Raw genomic sequence first — 23,598 nt, forward strand, 5'->3', positions numbered from 1 at the left:
CCGCCAAAGGCGGCGTCCGAAGACAGTGACCAGCCGTCTTTGGATATTGCGCCGGCTGACAATGCCGATGCGGATACATCCGCAGATGGCGAAGAAAAAAAACCGCGCAAAGCCGCTGCCGGAACAAGCCGCACACGCGGTCGTCATCCGACAGCTCGTCGTGGCCGCAGCCGCGCTGCCGGTCGTGAAGACGGCGAAGAAGGCTCAAGCGAAGATAAATCGGCGGAAACTGTTTCTGCCTGATTCTTTGCCTTACGCGATTACAACAGACCCCGTCGGAGAAATCCCGCGGGGTTTGTTGTTTTCTGGTTTTGAAAAGCAGCGTTTTGACTGGTTTATTTACCGGACTGTCAATTGGACTTCTTGATGTGAAACTGCCCGTCCATAAATAGGTAATATGGTGCAACTTCCGATTTTAACTGATATCACTTGATGGTCACGGGGCCTGCTGGCGGGGCTAAAGGCATAAAAATGCAACGGGGTCACTTCGCCAAAAGACAGGCAAACATTCTTGGGGGTGAATGATGGGAACAGGTCTGTTCCGGGTCGTCATGGTGCTGCTGTGGGCGCTTGGCGCGATGGTTGTCGCGCTTGGCGTGTTTAACGGTGACTATGAACTGGCTTTGCTAGGGGCTGTCTGTTTTATCATTCCGATGTTCCTGCCGCTGATTGTTATCGTCCTTAATCGTCTGCAATCGTCGCCGTCCAAGAAAAAGCAATCCGTTTCGCCGATGCAGGCCGCAAGAATGAAGGCCGAAGGCCAGTGGGCGAAGGTAGAAGACCTTGACGCTCGCAAGCTTCTTGATCCCAAGCCGTCAATCGTTCTCGGACGCTGGGGAACAGAGAAGAGGTTGATCGGGTCATCGGGACTGCGTCGGGTGATCACATTTTCCAGCAAACCCGAAGAGTATTACCGCGCCTCGGCAGAACCGAACGCCCTGCTGCATACTGGTGCGCTGTTTGTTTATGAACGTCATGGCAGCATTTACCGCGCCGTGCAGGATCGCCGCAAGAAGTTGGGGCAACGGGTCATTCTGATTGATCCACATGGGCAGGCCGGGGCGGAAAGCGATCAGTTCAATCCTTGCGATTTCATGCGCCAGCAGGGCGAAGGGTTGATTGCGGATGCAGGGTTGATTGCCGATACATTGCTGGCGCCGGTCTTTGTTCAGGAACTTGACGAACAGGAAACCCGTGCTGCACGTACTCTTTTGCAGGGGTTCATCGTTTACACCATGCAAAAGAGCCTGAAAGAAAACAGAAGCCTTGCCGAGGTACGGCGCAATCTGGTGATGCCGTCTCATCGGTTTTATAAAATCCTTGAGGAACTGATGGGAATCGAATCTGCCGATGGCAGGATTTCCGATATTGCCCTGACCATTCTTGATATGACCGAGGACCAGCGTCTGTCGATTATCGAAGCATGTCGCATGGCAACAGCAGATTTCGACAATCCCGCGATTGCACGGGTAGTAAGCAACAGCACGTTTGGCATTGATGATCTGACCGGTCGGCCCGTCTCGATTTTCATTGTCGGGCAGATGGGCGGGGAAACACCCGACACCCAGACTGCATTCAGCCGGGTGATGATTGGCGCCATGATGCAGCTTATTACCCGTCGCGACTGGAAAAGCGGGGATGCGGAGTTTCTGGTTCTGTTTGACGGGATCGAGGCGATTGGCCGCATGCCGCTATTTGAACGTCTTCTGGGTGGCGGGCTTGGCGATGGCATGATCATCTGGCCCGGTTTTTCCGGTGTCAGTGGCCTGATGGATGTTTGCCTGAACTGGGAAAACGTTGTCGGGCGGGCGGATGCGATTTCGGTGCTCAGCCAGGATGGCGCGTTTAACCTTGACTGGGTTTCCGGACTGACGGCGATGTCGAAGTTTAACGATACAGGTGGCGGTGCCAGTGGTGACCGGCCGGTGCATTTGCGACCACAGGACAATCAGCCGATCCTGCGATCAACTGAAGTCGCGCGGTTTCCGGTCGAAGAACAGATACTGTTTCGGAAAGGTGTCCCGCCGATCCGTGCATACCGGATTGACTGGTATCATGACGAGATGTTTCAGGGGATGGCAGTCCACGCCCCGACTTTCAGCTAGCTGACGTCGGGGCGTGACAATCTCGCGTGTCAGTCTTTGATAATGGCAATTTTGTCGCCGGGCTGGATCTGGCCGGAAGTGACCGGTTCGACGTAAACTCCCATGTAAAGGTGGTTCAACCCCTTGCGCAGCATCAGCGGAACGTTGATATCAGACTCGGCTGTGCCTGGATTTACACTGGTTGCCTTGCATCGCGTGATCGGATGGATGACCCGAAAATCAATGCTGTTGATCTGAACGATCTGGCCCTCTTCCCATTTCAGTTCGGCCCACGGCTCAAGCCCGTCAATCAGCAGATTGCCACGAAACCGCATCGGATCAATTTCTTTCTGCACAATACGGTCGCCGAAATCGCGTACCGATGCCAGATTGATGACCGATATATAGGGTTCCTTCATGTCGCCAAAGCTGACATTGGGGACCGAATAGATTTTAGGTGTCCCGGCGGCGTCATTTTTCAGGAAAGCCTTCAGAAAGTCCTCGACCACGGTGCGGCCCATCTTGTCTTCAAGATTGCCTTTGCAGATTGCACGACCATTTCGCAGGATCGATAACGTTGTTGTTGCGTCGTCATATTCGATGCCAAGTTCAGCGAGTTTCGGCGTGTTGACCAATTGCAGGAAATTGCTTTTGCGTGCCCATTCATGCACGCCGTCCTGTCCGACCGATGACTGGGTCGCGATGATAAAGCGACGGTCATCTTTCAGCATCTGATGAGCCGTGATGTCAGCAGCAGGCATTTCGATGCCGCTTAGCCCTTTGACCGGGTATCTTTTTATGGCTTTGAGTTCGATAGTCATGGCGTTCGATCCTGTGGGGCGCGGTTATCTTTCGGCAAACGGGGCGGGCCGATAGACGAGCCAGAAAAATATGAATGGCGACGTTAATGCGTTGTAATCCCGAGGGCAAGACTTCCCGCTAGTTGACAGCCAACAGATTTAGCCAGAATGACAACGCCTTTCGCCGTAATCTTGAATGGTGCCAGAAAATGGTGCTGCGGTGCACAAATAATTCTTGCAACTTTTGTAGGGGTATCGTCTTGCAAAGACCGGGAACTGAGACATATCAAAGACGTCGGCAATAGAATGATTGATAATTTCTATTGTGGATAAAACCACTTAAGGTCGCGGATGCTTCCAAGAAGGTCCGCATGATACGATACTGTTGGCTCAAGGAGTGACAGGCATGGAATTCGAAAAGTTTACGGACCGGTCCAAAGGGTTCCTTCAGGCGGCGCAATCATTGGCGTTGCGTGAAAACCATCAGCAATTTGTGCCGATCCATCTTCTGAAAGTGCTGCTTGACGATGAAGAAGGTCTAGCCGCAAATCTTATCAAAGCGGCGGGCGGAAAGCCCAAAACTGCACAGGATCGCTGTGCACAGGAACTGGCAAAACTGCCCAAGGTTTCGGGCGGCAATGGTCAGATTTATCTGTCATCCGAGTTTGCCCGTCTGATTGATCAGGCACAGGAAGTCGCCAAGAAAGCCGGTGACAGCTATGTCACAGCCGAACGGTTGCTTTTGACTATCGCGCTTGATCCCAAATCGGTGGCTGGCAAGGTTCTGGCCGATGCCGGTGTTACCGCACAGGCTCTGAACGGGGCGATCAACGACATCCGCAAAGGTCGTACGGCCGATAGTGCTGGTGCGGAAAACCAGTATGACGCGCTTAAGAAATATGCACGTGACCTGACGGCGGCGGCACGTGAAGGCAAACTTGACCCTGTGATTGGTCGCGATGAAGAAATTCGCCGCGCCATTCAGGTTCTGTCGCGCCGGACAAAAAACAACCCGGTTCTGATTGGCGAGCCCGGAGTGGGTAAAACTGCCATTGCTGAAGGTCTGGCGTTGCGCATCGTCAAGGGGGATGTGCCCGAAACGCTCAAGGATAAAAAACTTCTGTCGCTTGATCTTGGTGCGCTGATTGCCGGTGCCAAGTTCCGTGGCGAGTTTGAAGAACGCCTGAAAGCGGTGATGTCCGAGATTGAGGCAGAGGCCGGGCAGATTGTTCTGTTCATTGATGAATTGCACACGCTGGTCGGGGCCGGAAAGGCCGAGGGATCAATGGATGCCTCCAACCTTTTGAAACCGGCACTGGCGCGTGGTGAACTTCACTGCGTCGGGGCGACAACCCTGGACGAATATCGCCAGCATATTGAAAAGGACGCGGCACTTGCCCGTCGTTTCCAGCCGGTGTTTGTTTCCGAACCAAGCGTTTCTGACACGGTTTCGATCCTGCGCGGCATTAAGGAAAAATACGAACTCCATCACGGCGTGCGTATTGCCGATAATGCGCTGGTTGCGGCGGCGACGCTGTCGAACCGTTACATCACGGATCGGTTTTTGCCGGACAAGGCGATTGACCTTATGGATGAGTCGGCGTCGCGTCTTCGGATGGAACTTGACTCCAAGCCCGAGGAAATTGACGAACTTGATCGCCGCATCATTCAGCTGAAGATCGAACGCGAAGCTCTTAAGAAAGAGGAAGACCGGGCATCGAAAGATCGTCTGGGACGCCTTGATAAGGAACTGGCCGAACTTGAAGGCAAATCGGCGGAGCTGACTGCGAAATGGGAAGCCCAGAAAAAGGAACTGGCGGCATCGACCCACATCAAGGAACAGCTTGATCAGGCACGCGGCGAACTTGAACGTGCGATGCGTGACGGGCGTCTGGACCGTGCCGGGCAGCTTCAATACGAAGAAATCCCTGCACTGGAAAGGTTGCTTGAAAAGGCCGAAGACGATCAGGCCGACGGCATGAAAGAAGAAGCGGTGACTGAAAAGCACATTGCTTCGGTTGTGTCGCGCTGGACGGGTATTCCGGTCGATAAGATGCTGGAAGGCGAACGTGAAAAGCTGCTGGGAATGGAAGATATCCTGCGTAAACGCGTCGTCGGTCAGGATGAAGCTGTTCGGTCGATCTCGAATGCTGTACGCCGTGCGCGTGCTGGGTTGCAGGATCCGAACCGGCCGATGGGGTCGTTCCTGTTCCTTGGCCCGACCGGTGTTGGTAAGACCGAATTGACCAAGGCGCTTGCGCAGTTCCTGTTTGATGATGAACAGGCCATGGTCCGTATCGATATGTCGGAATTCATGGAAAAGCATGCGGTGGCGCGTCTGATCGGTGCGCCTCCGGGCTATGTCGGGTACGAGGAAGGCGGTTCGCTGACCGAGGCAGTGCGGCGTCGTCCCTACCAGGTGGTGCTGTTTGACGAGGTCGAAAAAGCCCACCCCGACGTGTTCAACGTTCTGTTGCAGGTCCTTGACGAAGGTCGTCTGACCGACGGGCAGGGGCGGACGGTCGACTTCCGCAATACGCTGATTATCCTGACCTCGAACCTGGGGGCCGACATTCTGGCCAATCAGGAAGAAGGTCACGACAGCAGCGAATTGCGCAGTCAGGTCATGGAAGTCGTGCGTGCATCGTTCCGTCCTGAATTCCTGAACCGGCTCGATGAAGTCCTTCTGTTCCATCGCCTGAAACGTGCCCAGATGGATACGATTGTCGATATCCAGCTTGGTCGCCTTGAAAAGCTGCTGTTTGATCGCAAGATCACCCTGCAACTTGACGAGTTCGCCAAAAGCTGGCTTGCCGATAAGGGGTATGATCCGGTCTATGGTGCGCGTCCACTTAAACGTGTTGTCCAACGCTATCTGCAAAACCCGCTGGCGATGCAGATCCTTGAAGGAACGGTTAAGGATGGTGATACCATTCCGGTTTCGGCCGAAGGCGGTCAGTTGCTGCTGAATGGCAAGAAAGTCGAGCTGGTCGACTGATCTATCAGCCTGAATTTGAAATGTTGCAAAACCCCGGTCATTGATCGGGGTTTTGTCTTTTCAAGGCCATGATCTGCTTGCAGGATGATGAAAATATCAAAACCAAGGGGACATCTATGCGAGCACAGCCACCGAAATCCACCACCTTTACCCGCCTGATCGTATCAGCCTCTTTTTGGGCTCTGATCGCCGGAATATCGGTTGATGCATCGGCGCAATCCTTTTTTGACAAGGCCAAGGAAGCACTTGGCAACGTGACGGGGAACAACACAACCAGCAGCGGTTCGGGCGGTAGTTCGGCATCGATGGCGGGGCTTTCGGATGAAACGGTTTCCGATGCCCTGCGTCAGGCGCTTGATAAAGGGGTTGAGGTTGTCACCACCGACCTTGGCGTAACGGACGGTTTCAATGCCGATCCGGTGGCGCATATACCGCTGCCCGATAGCGTCAAGCATGCCCAATCGTTGCTAAGTGCGGCAGGGCTTGGCAGTTACGGCGAAGAAATTGAATTGCGAATGAACCGTGCGGCCGAACAGACGATGCGGGATGCCGGTGATATTCTGGCCGATGCCGTCAGCCGCATGACGCTCGAAGACGCCAAGGGTATTCTGGACGGGCCTGAAGACGCGGCGACAAAATATCTGCGCCGTGTGTCGGGTGGCGATATCGAAAACAGGTTAAGACCGATGATTGGCGAAGCATTGGCTGATACCGGCGCACTGCAGCTTTACGATCAAATGATGGGACAGTACGACACATTGCCGATGGTGCCTGACATCAAGGCATCACTTTCCGATCACGCGACCAACAAGGCGATGGATGGCCTGTTTTATTACATCGCAAAGCAGGAAGCCGATATCCGCAACGATCCGGCACGCTGGACAACGGATGTTCTCAAGAAGGTCTTCTCGACCGTGAATTGAGCGGCTAGCGATAACTATCAGGAAGCTGTTGCCAGCGTTTGCGCATGGCATCGATTTTATCGTCGGGGACGCCGTGGACATTACGAAATTGTCCATGGCATTCGATGATCTGTAACGGCACGTCATGACGTTCTGCCATGTCGAGATAGGCCTGCATTTCCCAGATTTCACTAAATGTGTTGGAAACAACAACTCCTTGTCCGGCGGATAGATACCCATCGCATTCGGTTTCGCAGCGCGTGTGGACGTCACGCAGTTTTCGACCGTCAAACCGGTAATCGCCGTTGTGGTCGATCATGAACTGATCTGCTTCGAGATGGATGGCGTCGGTCTTTTCGCAAATCGTTGCAGCAAGAGTCGATTTCCCTGATCCGGGAAGGCCCCGGATCAGAGTTAATGTCGGTTTTGTTGGCGTACGGTTTGCCATTGGCCCGGCTTATTGGCCGCCGCGTTTGCGCTGATACAGGGTATCAAGCGCCTGACCATACGCCGCCTTGATCTTGTGACGGCGGATTTTCATGGAGGGTGTCAGCATCTCGTTTTCAATCGAGAATGGGCTTTCGGCGAAGGTAAAGCTTCGAACCTTTTCGATTGTTGAAAGGCGTCCGTTGACATGATCGACAGCCGCGCGGATTTTTTTGCGGAATTCCTCGTTCTCGCCAAGGGTATCAATATTGTTTTCAATCCCGTTTTCCTTGGCAAATTCACGCATAAAATCGTCATCCGGCCACAGAACGGCAACCAGATAGGGTTTGTCATCGCCGTAAACCATTGCTTGTGAAATCTCGGTTTCAAGGGTCAGAAGCCCCTCTATCCGCTGCGGCGAGATGTTATCGCCGCCGGAATTGACGATGATATCCTTCTTGCGATCGGTGATGACAAGGCTGCCTTCTTCGTCGAACTTGCCGATATCACCTGTATGAAGCCAGCCATCAATGATGGTGGCGGCGGTGACTTCGGGCAGGTTCCAGTACCCTTTCATCATGCTTTCGCCGCGCAGAAGAATTTCACCGTCATCGGCGATTTTTGCCTCGGCCCCGACCATCGGTGGGCCAACCGAACGCAGTTTATTGTTTTCAGCACGGTTGCACGACACAACCGGGGCGAATTCGGTTTGGCCATATCCCTGAAGGATGCGAATGCCGCATGAAACAAACAGGACGCCCAGTTCGTAGTTCAGGGGGCCGCCACCCGATACCATCGCCTTGATCCGGCCGCCGAAACGCTGGCGTAATTTACGGCGCAGCAGGATTTCGCAGATGAAATTCTGAAATTTCTCGATCAGATTAAGCGGTTCTTTTTCGTAGGTTTTGCGACCAAGCCTGAGTGTCAGGTTAAACAGCTTCTGTTTGAAGCCACCTTCCTTTTCGACCATGCGGCTCATACGCTGATAGAGCATTTCATAAAGGCGCGGAACGGCCGTCATGATTGTCGGGCGCACTTCGGCCAGGTTCGCGGCAAGCTTATCAAGGCTTTCGGCGTAGTAAATCTGCGCGCCGATGCTCATCGGGAAATAAAGGCCTGCCGTATGTTCATAGGAATGCGACAGCGGGAGGAAAGACAAAAAGACTTCTTCGTCAATTCCGAGCGTTTCGATGATGTCAAATGCACCCATGCAGTTTGACAGGATCGCCCCGTGGCTGAGCATCACACCCTTGGGTGCCCCGCCGGTACCCGATGTGTAAATCAGGCAGGCCAGTTGATCACGCGCAATTTCCGACACCCATGCATCGACGTCGTCTGTCAGTCCGCGACCTTGCGAAATAACATCTTCCCATCGGGTTATGGTGATATCGCCGACAAAGCTTTGGCCCCAGTCTTCCATCATGATGGCATGACGGCAACGCCCGCTATCAAGGGCTGCGTGCAGGAAGGGCTGGGCGAGTTTCTTGGTCGAGATAATGGCAATGCCCGCACCACTGTCTTCGATCGCGTGCAGGTGGTCGCGCTCGGTATTGGTGGTATAGGCCGGAACGGTCAGGGCGCCGACACACATGATCGCCAGATCGGCAATGCCCCATTCGGTGCGGTTTTCCGAAACCAGCAATACCCGGTCACCGGGGCGGACGCCAATTTTGTATAGCGATCGTGCTAGCGCGCGCACCTGATCGGCGGCGTCATTCCAACTTGTCGGGACAAAATCACCCGCTTCACCATCCTTGGTCCACAAGAATGGTGCATCCCCGTATTTTTCAGCCTGTTTGAAAAACATCGACGGCAAGTTCTGCCAATCGGCATAATCCTGCAAATTCGTCATGACGCTTCCTTGCCTTGTTGTCGTTTCTCTTGCCTTCATACAGTGATCTTGGCGTCACTGTTCAAGTCTGTCACTGCAAAGTGATCGCAAATGTTGGTGACGACTCTCAGCAGTCCGGACTTTCCATCATGGATACACCTGACCCCATTGATTTAGTTATCAGGGATTGCTTCGTTACGCAGCCGGAAAATGATGTTTGAACGGTTCAAATGAGTACGACTTCACATCATCGGAAAAATTCATTGATATCCATCGATGTTAGCGATTTCACAAGGCGGGATCAAAACGCTATTGTCGATCTCTAATTCGCCCTGTTTGGTGCGTCTGTAACTGCAAAGCCGTGATCGGCACTGGCGCAGATCGCCCGTCCATCATATATCGGGGCATGACTGTTTCAGGCCGGAATGTATAGGCCCGGTTACATAATCGACTGTCTGGAGGACAAATGAACGCGATCGACAAGAATTTGCCGACATGGGATCTTACCGATCTCTATAACGATCCCAAAGACCCGGCCATCCGGCGCGATCTTGATGATGCCAAATCCCGCTCAGACGCCTTCCAGAAGACCTATCAGGGCAAGCTTGCCGATCTTTCGGGCGATGAACTTGCCGCCGCGATTGCCGAATACGAAGCCGTCAGCGAAATCTGCGGCCGGATCGGATCGTTCGCGCAGCTGCTGTATGCAGGCGATAGCTCGGACGCCGCGATTGGCCAGTTCTATCAATCCGTTCAGGAAGAAATGACCAGCATTTCCAGCCTGTCGTTGTTCTTCGGTCTTGAAATCAACCGCATCGAAGAAGAAGTCCTTTCGGTCAAGTATAGCGAAAGTGCCGCCCTTCGCCGCTATCGCCCGTGGCTTGATGAAAACCGTGCTTTCCGTCCGCACCAACTTTCGGACGAGGTCGAGCAGGTCCTGCATGAACGCCGTGTTGCCGGTTCAAGCGCATGGGTGCGTTTGTTCGATCAGACGATGGCCGATTTGCGGTTCCCGATGAATGGCGAAGAACTGACCATGTCGGATGTCGCCAACATGCTGTCTTCGACCAAGGTGGCGGAACGCAAGGCGGCGGCAAAATCGATTGGCGATGTGCTGGGCAAAAACATCAAGCTTCTGGCCCATATCACCAACACGTTGGCGAAGGACAAGGAAATTGACGACCGGCTGCGTAAATTCGCAACCCCCGTGTCGGCGCGCAACCTGTCCAACCAGGTCGAGGACGAAGTTGTCGAAGCGCTTAATTCCGCTGTCGCCAGCAGCCATGCCGATCTGTCGCATCGCTATTACCGCCTGAAAGCCAAATGGTTTGGTGTTGATCAGCTTGATTACTGGGATCGCAATGCGCCGCTTCCCGATGATGATGATCGCCATATCGATTGGGATACCGCACGCAAAACCGTCCTTAAGGCATATGGCGAATTTTCGCCCGAGCTTGCAGAAGTCGGTCAGAAATTCTTTGATAATCCGTGGATTGATGTGCCGCCGCGTGCCGGTAAATCATCGGGGGCGTTTGCCCATCCGACTGTGCCGTCGGCCCACCCATATTTGCTGCTGAACTATCATGGCAAAACGCGTGACGTGATGACGCTGGCGCACGAACTTGGTCATGGTGTGCATCAGGTTCTTGCCGGGGAGCAGGGCTATTTCCTGTCCGACACACCGCTGACCCTTGCGGAAACGGCATCCGTTTTCGGTGAAATGCTGACCTTCCAGTCGATGCTACGCGCGGAAACCGATCCGAAGATGAAACGCATCATGCTGGCCGGCAAGGTTGAGGATATGCTCAACACCGTCGTGCGCCAGATCGCGTTCTTTGAATTTGAAAAACGCGTTCATACCAAACGCCGCGAAGGTGAATTGACGGTCGATGAGATCTGCGAGATCTGGCTTGCCGTACAACATGAAAGTCTGGGTGATGCGATCCGGTACGAGGACGAGTACAAATATTACTGGTCCTATATCCCGCATTTCATCCATTCGCCCTTTTATGTTTACGCCTATGCGTTTGGCGATTGCCTCGTGAATTCTCTGTATGACGTTTATGAAAATGCCGAAGACGGTTTCCAGCAGAAATATTTCGACATGCTGAAAGCTGGTGGCACCAAGCGCCATCAGGAATTGCTGGCACCGTTCGGTCTGGATGCCTCCGATCCGGCATTCTGGCAGCGTGGCCTTAACATGATCAAACGCATGATCGACGAGTTGGAGGAACTTTCCTGAGATGAGCAATGACGACGAAGATTTCACCGCCCAAAACGAGAGCAATCGGTTCGGCGGGAGGGTTCGTCGTTATGCGAAGGTGGGGGCGTCGGCTGGAAAGCTGGCTGCACGCCTTGCCACGGGAAAAATGTTCGGCGGTGATATCGATCATGCGAAATATGCCGCCGAACTGACATCCGCCTTGGGCGGGCTTAAGGGCCCGTTGATGAAGGTCGCGCAAATACTGTCGACCATTCCCGACGCCCTGCCAAAGGAATATACCCAAGCTCTGGCAACGCTTCAGGCCGATGCACCCAGTATGGGATGGCTGTTTGTCAAACGCCGGATGCGCACCGAACTGGGGGCGGGATGGCAGGAAAGATTTGGCGATTTCAGCCATGAAGCGGTTGCCGCGGCGTCACTCGGGCAGGTTCATCGTGCGACACTTGAAGATGGCCGCGAGGTCGCCTGCAAGCTGCAATATCCCGATATGTCGGCGACAGTGGAAGCCGACCTTAAGCAGCTTCGCGCTGCCTTTGCGATCTATCGCCGGTATGACAGCGCGATTGATGCCGAAAATATCCAGTTGGAACTGACCGCGCGCCTGCGTGAAGAACTCGATTACGAGCGCGAAGCTCGCAACATGCTGCTTTATCGCCACATGCTGGCCGATGAGGATTGTGTGCATGTGCCCGAACCGGTGATGGACCTTACGACCAAGCGGCTTCTGACCATGACGTGGCAGACCGGGCAGAAATTCCAGAAATTCCTTGATAGTGATCCGTCGCAGGAAGCGCGCAATCAGGTGGCGCTGAACATGTTTCGTGCGTGGTATGTGCCATTTTACCGTTATGGCGTGATTCATGGCGATCCGCATCTGGGGAACTATTCGCTGCGCGACGATCTGTCGGTCAATCTGCTTGATTTCGGCTGTATCCGTATTTTCCCGCCTGCTTTCGTCAATGCCGTCATCACGCTTTATGAAGCATTGCGGGATAAGGACGAGGAAAAGGCGGTTCATGCCTATCAAAGCTGGGGATTCGATAACCCGTCACGAGAACTGATTGATGTTCTTAATATCTGGGCTGGTTTTGTGTATGGCCCGATCCTTGATGATCGTGAACGCCGGATGGATGAAACCAATTCGGTGGCCTATGGTGCCGAAGTTGCGGGCAGGGTGCATAGGGAATTGCGCCGCGTCGGTGGGGTCAAGCCGCCGCGCGAATTTGTTCTGGTGGATCGTGCGGCCGTTGGGCTTGGTGCGGTGTTCCTGCGCCTTGATGCGCACCTGAACTGGTATCAGATATTCAACGATCTGGTCGGAAACTTTGATGCGGACATATTGGCCCGCAATCAGGATGCTGCCCTTTCCAAAGTCGGGCTGGATCGTCCAGAAAACTGATCCGATTTCCCTGTTTTATAATTTTATTTTTGACGTTCCGGATCGAAAGAATCGGTTGGGTCGATTTGCTAATTGATCGGCTATTTCGGAACAATACGGTTTTACATGATCCTTTTTCGGCTATTTAATCCGAAATTTCCCGACTTGAACGACCCGGGGTATTGAAAACTTTTTCCTTTCTTTGCTTGCGTTGTGATGGGTTTGATGAAAACCTGCGGGTGTGTTTTTCAAATAATATTCACTTACCGCGATGGCGTGAAATAGGGGAAACTTCCATAAATCAAGGGATTGATTCTATCTGTTCGGGATAAGGACCTGTTACAGGGTGGAAATAATATGTGCGAAAAACCGCTCATATGTGTTTTGATATAATGTAAACTGAAATTAAGTTAAAGTGATTTTTTATAGGGTTTTGATGTTGTCGCAAGCCGGAAGAAATCGCATCTTGCATCCAACGCAGACAAGGCAGGGCGTCATTGATTGTTTGTCCTGAGCACCAATGGCGGGTGGGACCTGACTTGTCGCCAAGGCTTTATGCCTCGGAATGCGTGGTGGGAAAGTGGGCGGTTTCTTCTGTTAAAGCGGAAGAACCGCCTTTTTTCTTGCCGGGCAAGGGTAATCGTGGCCCGTCTGATGCAGGTGCACCAGATGCGGATCGCGTCACAAAAAAACAAAAATGCCGTGCTTATTCATAATGATAGGGAAGGAGGTTGAACGCGATGAAACTGGCCGTTCCAAAGGAAATATGGCCCGGGGAAAAGCGCGTTGCCGTTACACCAGATACCGTCAAGAAGCTGATTGGTCTAGGGTTTGACGTTGCAATCGAAGCTGGCGCCGGAATTAACGCCGCCATACCGGATGATCGCTTTGCCGATGCCGGTGCAACCATTGCCAAAACAATGAAAACCACCGTCAAGGATGCCGATGTCATCCTGAAGGTGCGTCCACCGGTCGTTGATGGCAAAACCGACGAGCTTGCTGCCTATAGAAAAGGGGCTGCCGTCATCGCCTTGCTTGATCCCTATGATCGCAAGGACCTGATTGAAAAAATGGCGGCGGCCGGGGTTTCGTCCTTTGCCATGGAACTGATGCCGCGCATTTCACGCGCCCAGTCGATGGATGTGCTGTCGTCGCAATCCAACCTGGCGGGCTATCGTGCGGTGCTTGATGCTGCCCATGAATTTGGCCGGATTTATCCGATGATGATGACGGCGGCCGGAACTTTGCCGCCTGCACGCATTGTTGTTGTCGGGGCCGGTGTCGCCGGTCTTCAGGCGATTGCGACTGCCAAACGCCTAGGCGCGGTGGTTTCCGCATTCGACGTGCGACCGGCGGTCAAGGAACAGGTTCAGTCGCTTGGCGGGACCTTTATCGAGGTTGAGGATGACGCAGCCGACGGCGAAACCGCAGGCGGTTATGCCAAGGAAATGTCGGATGAATACAAGGCCAAACAGGCCGCCAAGCTTAAGGAAGTTCTGGCAAAGACCGACATCGTCATCACGACCGCATTGATCCCGGGCCGTCCGGCACCGGAAATCGTTACCGCCGATATGGTCGCAGGCATGAAGCCGGGATCGGTCATTATCGATCTTGCCGCCGAACGCGGTGGCAACGTTGCGGGTGCGAAACTTGGTGAAACGGTTGTCACGGCCAATGGTGTGAAAATCATTGGCCCTGAAAACATCACCAGTTCCGTCGCAACCGATGCAACGGCGATGTATGCCAAGAACCTTCTGAATTTCATCACGCTGTCCGTTGACAAGGAAAAGGGCACGCTGGCCTTCAATGCTGAAGACCAGATTATTGTCGAAACCATGCTGACACGTGATGGCAAGGTTGTTCATCCGAAATTCGGTGGTGAGGAGGTCGCAAATGGCTGATCAATCCGTAACCCATAATGCCGCCCAGAACGCCAACGAGTTGCGTGATGCAGCCCTTGGTCTGGCCGAAAAGGCCGCAAAACTTGCCGATAGCCTTGCCAATCAGGCGGGCGATATGGCCAGTTCGGCCACCACGGTTGTCCATGCAAGCGGTGTCAGCCCGACGGTGCTTGGCCTGACGGTTTTCGTTCTGGCCTGCTTTGTCGGCTATTACGTCGTGTGGAAAGTAACCCCGGCCCTTCATTCGCCGCTGATGGCGGTGACCAATGCCATTTCATCGGTGATCATTGTCGGCGCGCTTCTGGCGGCAGGCCCGATCGAGATGAACCTGTCCAAGGCGATGGGGTTCCTCGCCGTGGTGCTGGCGTCGGTCAACATCTTTGGTGGTTTCATCGTGGCACAGCGCATGCTGCACATGTTCAAGAAAAAGAAGTAGGGGGAACACACAATGTCGGAAAACCTATCGGCTTTCCTGTATCTGGTGGCGTCCGTCTGCTTCATTCTGTCGCTGCGCGGTCTGTCTTCACCTGAAACGGCACGTAACGGGAATATCCTTGGCATGGTGGGGATGGCGATTGCCATTCTGACCACCCTGGCATCACCCGAAGTCGTGTCTTATACCACCATCATTGTCGGCATTTTGCTTGGCGGGGCCATTGGTACGGTCATCGCGCTCAAGATCAAGATGACGGCATTGCCGCAACTTGTTGCTGCCTTCCACTCGCTAGTCGGTCTGGCAGCGGTGTTCGTTGCCGCCGCCGCCCTTTATTCGCCGGGGGCCTATGGCATTGGCACGGCAGGCAATATTGGTGCTGCCAGCCTGATTGAAATGGGCCTTGGTGTTGCCATTGGTGCGATTACCTTCACCGGCTCGCTTGTTGCCTTTGGCAAGTTGCAGGGGATCGTATCGGGTACGCCGGTTCGCTTTACCGGGCAGCATATGCTCAATCTTGCAATTGCAATCGGGATACTGGTGTTTGGCATCATCGTTGTGACCACCGAAAGCCACATGGCTTTCTGGATTTTGGTCGCGCTTGCACTGGTGCTTGGCGTGACGCTGATCATTCCGATTGGCGGGGCGGATATGCCGGTTGTTGTCTCGATGCTGAACTCCTATTCGGGGTGGGCGGCATGCGGCATCGGCTTTACGCTTCAGAACAACGCCCTGATCATTACCGGCGCGCTTGTCGGCGCATCGGGTGCGATCCTGTCCTACATCATGTGCAAGGGCATGAACCGGTCGATCTTTAACGTCATCTTTGGTGGCTTCGGGACCGAGGGCGATGCAGGCCCGGTGGCCGGAACCGATGGCGACCGTTCGGTCAAGTCGGGCTCCAGCGACGATGCGGCCTTCATCATGAAAAACGCGTCCAGCGTGATCATCGTGCCGGGTTACGGCATGGCGGTCGCACAGGCCCAGCATGCGCTTCGTGAAATGGGGGATATCCTCAAGGCCGAGGGCGTTAATGTCCGCTATGCCATCCATCCGGTGGCGGGGCGTATGCCAGGCCACATGAACGTGCTTCTGGCGGAGGCGAATGTCCCCTATGACGACGTGCTTGAAATGGAAGAAATCAACCGCGATTTCGGCACAGCGGATGTGGCCTTTGTGATTGGTGCCAACGACATCACTAACCCGGCGGCCAAAACCGACCCGTCATCGCCGATCTTTGGCATGCCGATCCTTGAGGTCGAAAAAGCCAAAACCGTTCTGTTCATCAAGCGTTCAATGTCGGCAGGTTACGCCGGTATCCAGAACGAGTTGTTCTTCAAGGACAATACGATGATGCTGTTCGGTGACGCCAAAAAGATGTGCGAAGAGATTGTCACGCATCTCGACGAGTGATTTAACAATCCAAATACTGCGACAAGAGGGCAACCTATTGGTTGCCCTCTTTTGTAATCTAAATCAGCCTAGAAGCTGATGCTGGTTTGAACTCCGCCTCAACGACTATAAAATCTATTGTAAAATCGTTGTTGCTATTTATTTCATTAACTATCTTCCTAAGGTCTTTAATCTTTTCAAGTTCTTTCTCTGTGTGAACGATAACCACGAAAACTCCGTAATCAATATTTTCAGCCTCTAAGTATTTTTTTAGTTGTTTTTTGGGGCCATTCCAGAATTTTGTGTTGGAGGCGAGTTTGAGCTCTAATAACGCTTTTTTCTCGCTTCCCTGAGATGTTTTAAAATCAACAGGACCTCTTCCTATATTTACTTCTCTGGATAGGTCGATGTTGTTCGCTCGACAGTAATGAGTAACAATTCCAAGAAAAGAGAACTGGCTTGCTTCTTCTGATTTTGGTCTGCCGTTATCGTTGTATATAAGTTGCCATCCACCTTGGTTCTCAATGTAATTTTTGAATATTTCACATATTTCAAAAATAAATTTGTTGAATGTATTGGAGGATGAGAAGGAAAGTTCCTGCGGATTAGATAGAGCAAATTCTTTTGTCTTATTATACCACTTTATTAAACCTTTTGGATCTTTTTCCATATCATATGGGGTTCCTCCGATTTTTTCGATAAATCTGACAAAGCTTTCAACGGAAGAGAAATCTTTAATGGCTTTTTCTAATATTATTTCTTTTTTTACGTTCCTTTTAATATCGTCTCCAAACTCTTCTCTAAGTGATTTTGAGTCAAAATCACAACAAAACCCCCAGTAGTCATCGGGGTTCAATGTTGGAAGTGGTCTCAAGTAATCTTTGGGACAGAGTAGTATTGGTTTCTTATTCCAAGGGTTGTGAGGTAAGTTGTAGTGTTGTTGTTCCCAACGGCCTGAAGCAGTGTTGAACTTTCCTCGAACATAGGTTGATCTTTGTATTGCAGTAATTCCGTGCTCTTTACATACAGATTCAGTATAATCAGCAAAACGATGACGCAAAATATTGCCCGTTGCGTCGGAAATAAGGTCTGGTCCGATCCCTTCTTGCAGTAATTGTATGGTTTCAAAGTGTGCTGAGTCCATGATTGAGAAATTGATTGCACGCTCAATACCTGCTGCAATCAGTTCAGCTTTTTTTGTTCCGGTTCCACCACCACGTGTTCCAAAAGCTGTATATCCTAACATTAGCTCCTCCATCTCTGGAAACTTTAGCAGGTTGGTCGCTTTTCTGCGGAGCCTCGGGACGTTATTGGCTGAAGCCATGATTTCGAACACTTCATTGAAATATTCAACTAGTTCATTGTGGGCGCCGACAAATGGGCCAAATTCATTCTGGAATATTAGGAATGGGTCAATGAATAACTTCGTATCAATGGTTAGCAGCGGGTCAAACCAAGGTAGATCATCGGTGTAGTCAACATCGAAAAATTCTGAGAATTTCATTGTTCCTCACCACTATATTTTGATTTGCTAATTTTGTGTGGGTTGGATTTTTTGTCAACTTTTAATTGATTTTTTCTGGATTTTTCAGTTTTTGGTTATTTTTGTCGGTTTGTGAAGAGGCTAGCGCAAAAATTAGATTAATCAATTTGACTAGTTAGCTTTCGGTACTAAGTCTGACGCTTGGCTATTTACCGAGATTGTCCAGTATTGTTGAGGACTTGATGTTCCGACTTCTGAAAGTATCCGCTTTTACGATTATGCTGTTGTCGCTGGCGGTGGTGGTATCGGTTTCTGGTATTTTCATCACCTATTTCCGGCTGACAGCCGAGGAACCGGTGGCGCGGATCACGTTTGAGGAAGTCGGAAATCAGGAATACAATGCCTATCTGACACTGCCCGGTAATGACATTCCTGGCAAATACGTGATTTACGGCGATCAGTGGCGGATTGATGCCGAGTTTGTGAAGATCAAGCCGTGGGCCAATATTCTTGGCGTGGATTCCCGTTACAAGCTGGTGCGGCTGGAAGGCCGATACCAAGATATCGAAGATCAGAACACCCGCCCGCATATGGCCTATGACCTTGGTGCGACCAAGGGGATTGATATTGGCAAGCTGGTGGCAGATTGGAATTTCCTGATCGATGCCGAATATGGCAGTTCGACTTTTACCGATATCGAGGTCTCCAATACCTATATGGTCTATAAAAGCCAGTTCGGGCTTTTGGTGCGCGAAGACGCTACACAGTCTGATGACGCCAGAAAGGGAGCTGTTGAAGGGGTCTTTGACTGGCTGTTCGGGTCGAAATGATACCCGGGTTTCAGTCAGCAAAATAAAACCCGTCCGACGGATATCGGACGGGTTTGTTGTTTGGTCACGGCTTTATTGTGCGGATTTGATCAAAGGATCATCGCCGCAATCCATGCAAACAGGACCATGCCGAAATTGGCGTGTATGAATGTGGGGATCACGGAATCCTTCACATGGTCGTGCTGCCCGTCGGCATTAAGGCCCGATGTTGCGCCAAGGGTGATGGTGGATGCCGGTGATCCGGCATCGCCAAGGGCGGCCGACGCCCCCAGAAGCGCAATGGTTGCCATGGGCGAGAAGCCAAGGGCCAGTGCCAGAGGGATATAGATCGGAGCCAGGATCGGCACGCTGGCGAAGCTGTCGCCAAAGCCGATGGTGATGAAGAGGCCGACCAGAAGCATGATGAGCGCCCCAAGTGCCTTGTTATCGCCGATCAGTTCGGCACTGGCCTGCACCAGCGGGGCAATTTCGCCGGTGGCATCAAGCACCCCGGCAAAGCCCGATGCGATGGTGATGATCACGGCAATCTGGGCCATCATTCGCATGCCTTCGGTGAAAACATCATCCTGTGCCCGCCATCGGAAAATGCCTGCCGCCGCCAGAATGACAAAGCCGATCATCGCACCGACCAGAAGGCTGTCAAACTGCAGCTGGCAGATCAGCGCAACGGCAAGGGCTGCAACGGTTGCCAGCAGTTGAAGCGGATTGATCGACACCGGCTTGGCCGGGTTGATATGGTTCTCGGCAGATGGATCGGTCACATAATCGCGTGGTTTGCGATAGGTGATGAAGACTGCAACCAGCATCCCGGCAACAATCCCCATAACCGGCAGGAACATGGCCTTGGGCGCCATATCGGCCGTCATGGAAAGGTCATAGGCTACGCCAACGTCGTTGACATTGGCCATCAGTATTTCATTAAGGTAAATCGCCCCAAAGCCTGTCGGCAGCAGCAGATAGGAAAAGCTGATCGAGCAGGCGAGGATGCAGGCAATGGCCCGACGGTCTATCCGCAGGCGATTGAATACCGCCAGAAGCGGCGGGATCATCACCGGGATAAAGGCGATATGAACCGGCACCAGATTCTGCGAAATCAACGAACAGAAAATGAAGATCGCAAACAGGAACCACTTAAGGTCCTTTGAAGTACCTTGCGCATCACTTCCGACACGGGCGGCGATCTTTTGGGCAAACAGGTCAAGAATACCCGAACGCGCAATCGCAACCGCAAAGGCACCGATCATCACATAGGTCATGCCGACCTGTGCGCCGACCAGAAGGTTGTCATTAAGCGCGCCGATGGCGGTGGTTGTATCCATCCCGGCGTGTAATGCGCCAAGCAAGGCGGCCGAGATAAGGGCGATCGGCACTGGCACGCGCAAAAGACACAGTGCAATCATGACAACGATGGTCAGCAGGACAGCATTGATATGGTAATCGACCAGTGCGGCAATGCCATATATCGCGGCCATCACGGCGATGGCGGGCAGGACGCGGGTCAGTCGATAATATCCATTGAAATCAGATCCGGCGGGGGCGCTGCCGGTATCGGTTTGTGTGTTCACAGTCATGTCTCCCCGATTGACTGGTTGGTGGTGGCGCAAAGGTGTTTTGCGCATGGCGAGTGAAGACCTGCCGGGGAATTGTTTAAAACAATCCGATGCCAAGACAAAAAACTTAGCGGGAATGACAGCTATGCGATCCGGGGAGGTGGGCTGGAAACAAGGGTCCCAAACCTGTCTACGCTTGGTCCCATAATCCCGGTGTGGTCAGGGCATTGATGTTGAAAGATTTTTAAAGGATCGGGAGTTCTGATCGGCTGAGCGCGGCATCAATTACGACGATAAAATTCAGCGTTTCGGAGAAGGATTGCCTCGCAAGTAGTTGTGATTTTGAAATTTGTATATTGTATAAATTTTAAGTCGACAACAAGTATACATTATGTTTTCCTAGCCAGAGGCACAGGATGAACCATCCTTGCTGGTGCAAAAATCAGGGAAGCAAATATGTTCAATCTTCTTAAAAAGGGCGCGTTTGCGGTGGGGCTGTCCATGGTGGCGATGCCCGCCTTTGCGGCAGATGTGACGTGGCGTGTTCCGACTTCGGTGCCGGAAGGTTCGCCGTTTTATGTCAATTTCCTCGAACGGTTTGCGGGTAACGTGAAGCTTCTGACCGAGGACAAGGTTGAAATTCAGCCTTTTGGTGCAGGCGTTCTGGTTCCGGCGCTTCAGGTGTATGACGGTGTTCGCGACGGGATTGTCGAAGCCGGCCATTCCACGCCGAGCTATCTGGTGAACAAGGATCCGGTTAACGCGATCTTTGCCGGTTTCCCGGGTGGTATGGGCCCGGAAGCCTTCACGACCTGGATTTATGAAGGTGGCGGCAAGGAAAAGCTCTCCGAAATCCGTGCAGCGGAAGGTTTCAAAAACCTGATCGTTGGTATCGGTTCATCGGAAATCCTTGCACATGCCAACAAACCGATCCGTTCTGCCGAGGATCTTAAGGGCCTGAAATACCGTACGTCGGGTCCATGGGCCAAAGTGATGGCGGAATATTTCGGCGCGGTTCCGACCGTTGTACCGCCGGGGGAAATCTATACGCTTCTGCAGCGTAAAGGCGTTGATGCCATCGAGTGGGGACCGCCGTCGGGCAACCTGCCTGAGGGTTTTCACGAAGCTGCCCCCTATATCATCGTGCCGGGCGTGCATCAGCCGACTTTCCTTTGGGAAGTGGTTGTGAAGCAGGAAACCTGGGATGCGCTTGATGATGAGCTGAAGCCGTTGATCGAAGCGGCAGCCGAACTTACCACCCTTCAGGGGCTTGTCAGCTTCTACGACAAGGACATGAAGGCGATGGAAGAATTCAGCAAAGGCAAGAACGAGATCATCACGCTGGAGCCGGAATTCGTCAAACAGCTTTCGGATGCGGGGAATGACTGGGTTTCCAAAACTGCGGTCGCGGAAAAGGAAGCCGGTCGGGCACAGATGTCTGACATTCTTGCCGATTACAGCGCCTTCAAGGACCGCTGGTCTGCCGAAAGCGGCTATCTGATCCGTAACCAGAACTAAAACTGGCGGAGGCGACCATGTTGTCCAGTCTGTTTCGTTTCGTCGACCGGCTTTCCATTGTGTTTTCCCGCGTGGCGGAGTTTGTCGCAATGGCTCTGGTCGTCTCCATGATCTATGAGGTATTGGCGCGTTATCTGTTTAACGCGCCGACACTCTGGGCCTTTGATATTGCCTATATGGCAACCGGGACACTCTTTGTACTGGGGGCCGCACAGGCCCTGCGCGAAGATGCCCATGTCCGGATCGATTTCCTGTCGTCCAGGTTTCCGCAGAAAGTCAGGGCAGGCATTGAAGGCACGGTCTTTCTGATCTTGCTGTGCCCGATCTTTGCCGGGTTATCCTGGGTCGCGACCAAAAAAGCGTGGCGGGCATTTGAAACCGGAGAGGTCGAGACCGTAAGCCCGTGGGCACCTTTGATGTGGCCGTTCTATGGATTGCTTGCCATCGGGCTGTTTGCCCTGTGTCTGCAATTATGTGTTCAGGGTCTGCGCGCCTATCAGGGTACTGCCGGATCTCCAAAAGAGGTGGATATCTGAGATGCTTGTTGCGGGCTTGATGTTTCCGGGGCTGTTTGCGCTTGTCCTGGCGGGCATTCCGATCGCCTTTTCGCTGGCGATTGTTGCCGCGGGGGCCGGGTGGTTTGCCTTTGGACCCCATATCTTCAATCAGCTTTATGGCAGTTTCTATTCGGCGGCGACGAACTTTATCCTGTCGGCGATCCCGATGTTTATCCTGATGGGCGCAATCCTTGAACGGTCAGGTATTGCCGAACGATTGTTCAAAACCATGCAGCTTTGGCTTGGGCGTCTTCCGGGCGGTCTTGCGGTGGCGACCATTGCCATGGGGGCAGTTTTTGCCGCTGCGGCCGGTGTTGTCGGTGCGGTCGAGGTCATGATCGGCATGATGGCAATCCCGGCCATGCAGAAATACCGTTATGACAACAGTCTGGTCGCAGGAACGATTTGTGCCGGTGGATCGCTGGGGACGATGATCCCGCCATCGGTCATTGCGGTGATGTATGCATCCCTTGCGCAATTGTCGGTGGGCGAAGTTCTGGCCGGAATGGTTTTCCCGGGGCTGATTATGATCGCGCTGTTTATCGGTTATCTTCTGATCCATGGGATGGTATGGCCGCCCGAAAAGATCGAGGATGACGAACCGGTAATGCCGTTGGGTGAAAAGCTGCGGATTACCTTTTCAACATTGCTTCCGGTTGTTGCGCTTATTGTTGCGGTTCTCGGATCTCTGTTGGCCGGGATTGCATCGCCGACCGAGGCGGCATCGGTCGGTGCCATCGGTGCCCTGATCCTGTGCATTGCCTATGGCCGGTTCAATTTGCGGGTCCTTCGGGAATCGCTTGCGATTACGGTCCGGATTTCTGCGATGATCCTGCTGATCGTTGCTGCCGGGACGATGTTCATGGGGGTGTTTGCTGCAAACGGTGGCGGCATGCTGATCCGAAGCTTCATCACCAGTTCCGGGCTGGGAACCGTCGGGATGATCGTATTCTTTCTGGTGATTGTCTTTGTGCTGGGATTTGTTCTGGACTGGACGGCAAACGTGCTGATTTGCGTGCCGCTTTTCATGCCATTTATCCGCAGTGCCGGGATTGATCCGATATGGTTTGCAACCATGGTGATCATCGTCATTCAGACCGGATATCTAACGCCGCCCATGGCATCGTCGATTTTCTATCTGAAATCGATCGCCCCGCCGGACATGACTTATGGCCAGATGTGCCGGGGCGTAGTGCCCTTCATCATCTTGCAGATACTGACTCTGATACTGGTTGCCGCCTTTCCGGTGACGGCAACCTGGTTGCCATCAAAGATCGTCGGTTTCTAGCAG

General features: G+C 52.9%; 18 protein-coding genes. 13 read left to right on the forward strand and 5 right to left on the reverse strand.

What is annotated here, in order from left to right; all coding sequences use genetic code 11:
* Together TH5_RS25695 and TH5_RS21170 are read left to right on the forward strand one after the other, a co-directional pair.
* Window positions 1–367 (forward strand): hypothetical protein (locus TH5_RS25695; RefSeq protein WP_208638508.1); only part of this gene is annotated, 367 nt, incomplete at its 5' end.
* Window positions 368–524: 157 nt separating this feature from the next.
* Entirely contained in the window at window positions 525–2,105 is a 1,581-nt protein-coding gene (locus tag TH5_RS21170; protein ID WP_114123539.1) for a type IV secretory system conjugative DNA transfer family protein, read from the forward strand.
* A 29-nt stretch (window positions 2,106–2,134) separates the two neighbouring features.
* Here TH5_RS21170 and TH5_RS21175 read toward each other — a convergent pair whose 3' ends face one another.
* Window positions 2,135–2,905: an MOSC domain-containing protein gene (locus TH5_RS21175; RefSeq protein WP_114123540.1), complete on the reverse strand. Its 771-nt coding sequence runs from the start codon at window positions 2,903–2,905 to the stop codon at window positions 2,135–2,137.
* A 385-nt stretch (window positions 2,906–3,290) separates the two neighbouring features.
* On the opposite strand from TH5_RS21175, the gene clpB reads away from it, so the two are divergent.
* Window positions 3,291–5,882, forward strand: coding sequence for an ATP-dependent chaperone ClpB (gene clpB / locus TH5_RS21180; protein ID WP_114123541.1), 2,592 nt, complete (start codon window positions 3,291–3,293; stop codon window positions 5,880–5,882).
* A 116-nt stretch (window positions 5,883–5,998) separates the two neighbouring features.
* Window positions 5,999–6,805, forward strand: coding sequence for a DUF4197 domain-containing protein (locus TH5_RS21185; protein WP_244204994.1), 807 nt, complete (start codon window positions 5,999–6,001; stop codon window positions 6,803–6,805).
* A gap of 4 nt (window positions 6,806–6,809) precedes the next feature.
* On the opposite strand, the gene TH5_RS21190 is transcribed toward TH5_RS21185, so the two are convergent.
* On the reverse strand, window positions 6,810–7,232 hold the full coding sequence (locus TH5_RS21190; RefSeq protein WP_114123543.1) for an ATP-binding protein: 423 nt from the start codon (window positions 7,230–7,232) through the stop codon (window positions 6,810–6,812).
* Between the two features lie 9 nt (window positions 7,233–7,241).
* Window positions 7,242–9,062, reverse strand: a complete 1,821-nt coding sequence (locus TH5_RS21195; RefSeq protein ID WP_114111823.1) for an AMP-dependent synthetase/ligase — start codon at window positions 9,060–9,062, stop codon at window positions 7,242–7,244.
* A 445-nt stretch (window positions 9,063–9,507) separates the two neighbouring features.
* Here TH5_RS21195 and TH5_RS21200 point away from each other — a divergent pair, with 445 nt between their 5' ends.
* From TH5_RS21200 to TH5_RS21220, 5 genes are all read left to right on the forward strand, one after another.
* Window positions 9,508–11,283: a M3 family oligoendopeptidase gene (locus TH5_RS21200; protein WP_114123544.1), complete on the forward strand. Its 1,776-nt coding sequence runs from the start codon at window positions 9,508–9,510 to the stop codon at window positions 11,281–11,283.
* Window position 11,284: 1 nt separating this feature from the next.
* Complete coding sequence (locus tag TH5_RS21205; protein ID WP_114123545.1) at window positions 11,285–12,664, forward strand: ABC1 kinase family protein; 1,380 nt, start codon at window positions 11,285–11,287, stop codon at window positions 12,662–12,664.
* 719 nt (window positions 12,665–13,383) lie between these two features.
* Window positions 13,384–14,544, forward strand: a complete 1,161-nt coding sequence (locus TH5_RS21210; protein ID WP_114123546.1) for a Re/Si-specific NAD(P)(+) transhydrogenase subunit alpha — start codon at window positions 13,384–13,386, stop codon at window positions 14,542–14,544.
* Window positions 14,537–14,980 (forward strand): NAD(P) transhydrogenase subunit alpha part 2, encoded by a 444-nt coding sequence (locus tag TH5_RS21215; RefSeq protein ID WP_114123547.1) that lies wholly within the window; start codon window positions 14,537–14,539, stop codon window positions 14,978–14,980. Before TH5_RS21210 ends, TH5_RS21215 begins: the two co-directional genes overlap by 8 nt.
* Before the next feature lie 12 nt (window positions 14,981–14,992).
* Window positions 14,993–16,390, forward strand: coding sequence for an NAD(P)(+) transhydrogenase (Re/Si-specific) subunit beta (locus TH5_RS21220; RefSeq protein ID WP_114123548.1), 1,398 nt, complete (start codon window positions 14,993–14,995; stop codon window positions 16,388–16,390).
* Window positions 16,391–16,448: 58 nt separating this feature from the next.
* Here TH5_RS21220 and TH5_RS21225 read toward each other — a convergent pair whose 3' ends face one another.
* Complete coding sequence (locus TH5_RS21225) at window positions 16,449–17,873, reverse strand: hypothetical protein (RefSeq protein WP_114123549.1); 1,425 nt, start codon at window positions 17,871–17,873, stop codon at window positions 16,449–16,451.
* A gap of 221 nt (window positions 17,874–18,094) precedes the next feature.
* Between TH5_RS21225 and TH5_RS21230 the strand changes: the two genes are divergently transcribed.
* On the forward strand, window positions 18,095–18,682 hold the full coding sequence (locus TH5_RS21230; protein WP_114123550.1) for a hypothetical protein: 588 nt from the start codon (window positions 18,095–18,097) through the stop codon (window positions 18,680–18,682).
* A gap of 89 nt (window positions 18,683–18,771) precedes the next feature.
* Here the strand turns inward: TH5_RS21230 and TH5_RS21235 are convergent, their stop codons facing one another.
* A complete protein-coding gene (locus TH5_RS21235) occupies window positions 18,772–20,253 on the reverse strand; it encodes a Na+/H+ antiporter family protein (RefSeq protein ID WP_114123551.1) in 1,482 nt (493 codons plus the stop codon).
* Window positions 20,254–20,688: 435 nt separating this feature from the next.
* Between TH5_RS21235 and dctP the strand changes: the two genes are divergently transcribed.
* Genes dctP through TH5_RS21250 form a run of 3 tightly spaced genes read left to right on the forward strand, consistent with a single transcriptional unit; the run spans window position 20,689 to window position 23,595 of the window.
* Window positions 20,689–21,750 (forward strand): TRAP transporter substrate-binding protein DctP, encoded by a 1,062-nt coding sequence (gene dctP, locus TH5_RS21240; protein WP_114123552.1) that lies wholly within the window; start codon window positions 20,689–20,691, stop codon window positions 21,748–21,750.
* A gap of 17 nt (window positions 21,751–21,767) precedes the next feature.
* The gene (locus TH5_RS21245; RefSeq protein ID WP_114123553.1) at window positions 21,768–22,286 is read left to right on the forward strand and encodes a TRAP transporter small permease subunit; all 519 of its coding nucleotides are present in this window, start codon (window positions 21,768–21,770) and stop codon (window positions 22,284–22,286) included.
* Between the two features lies 1 nt (window position 22,287).
* Window positions 22,288–23,595 carry a TRAP transporter large permease gene (locus tag TH5_RS21250; protein ID WP_114123554.1) on the forward strand — a complete coding sequence of 436 codons (1,308 nt, stop codon included), beginning with the start codon at window positions 22,288–22,290 and terminating at the stop codon, window positions 23,593–23,595.
* Window positions 23,596–23,598 lie beyond the last annotated feature (3 nt).

Source organism: Thalassospira xianhensis MCCC 1A02616 (assembly GCF_003326475.1).
Lineage (GTDB): Bacteria > Pseudomonadota > Alphaproteobacteria > Rhodospirillales > Thalassospiraceae > Thalassospira > Thalassospira xianhensis.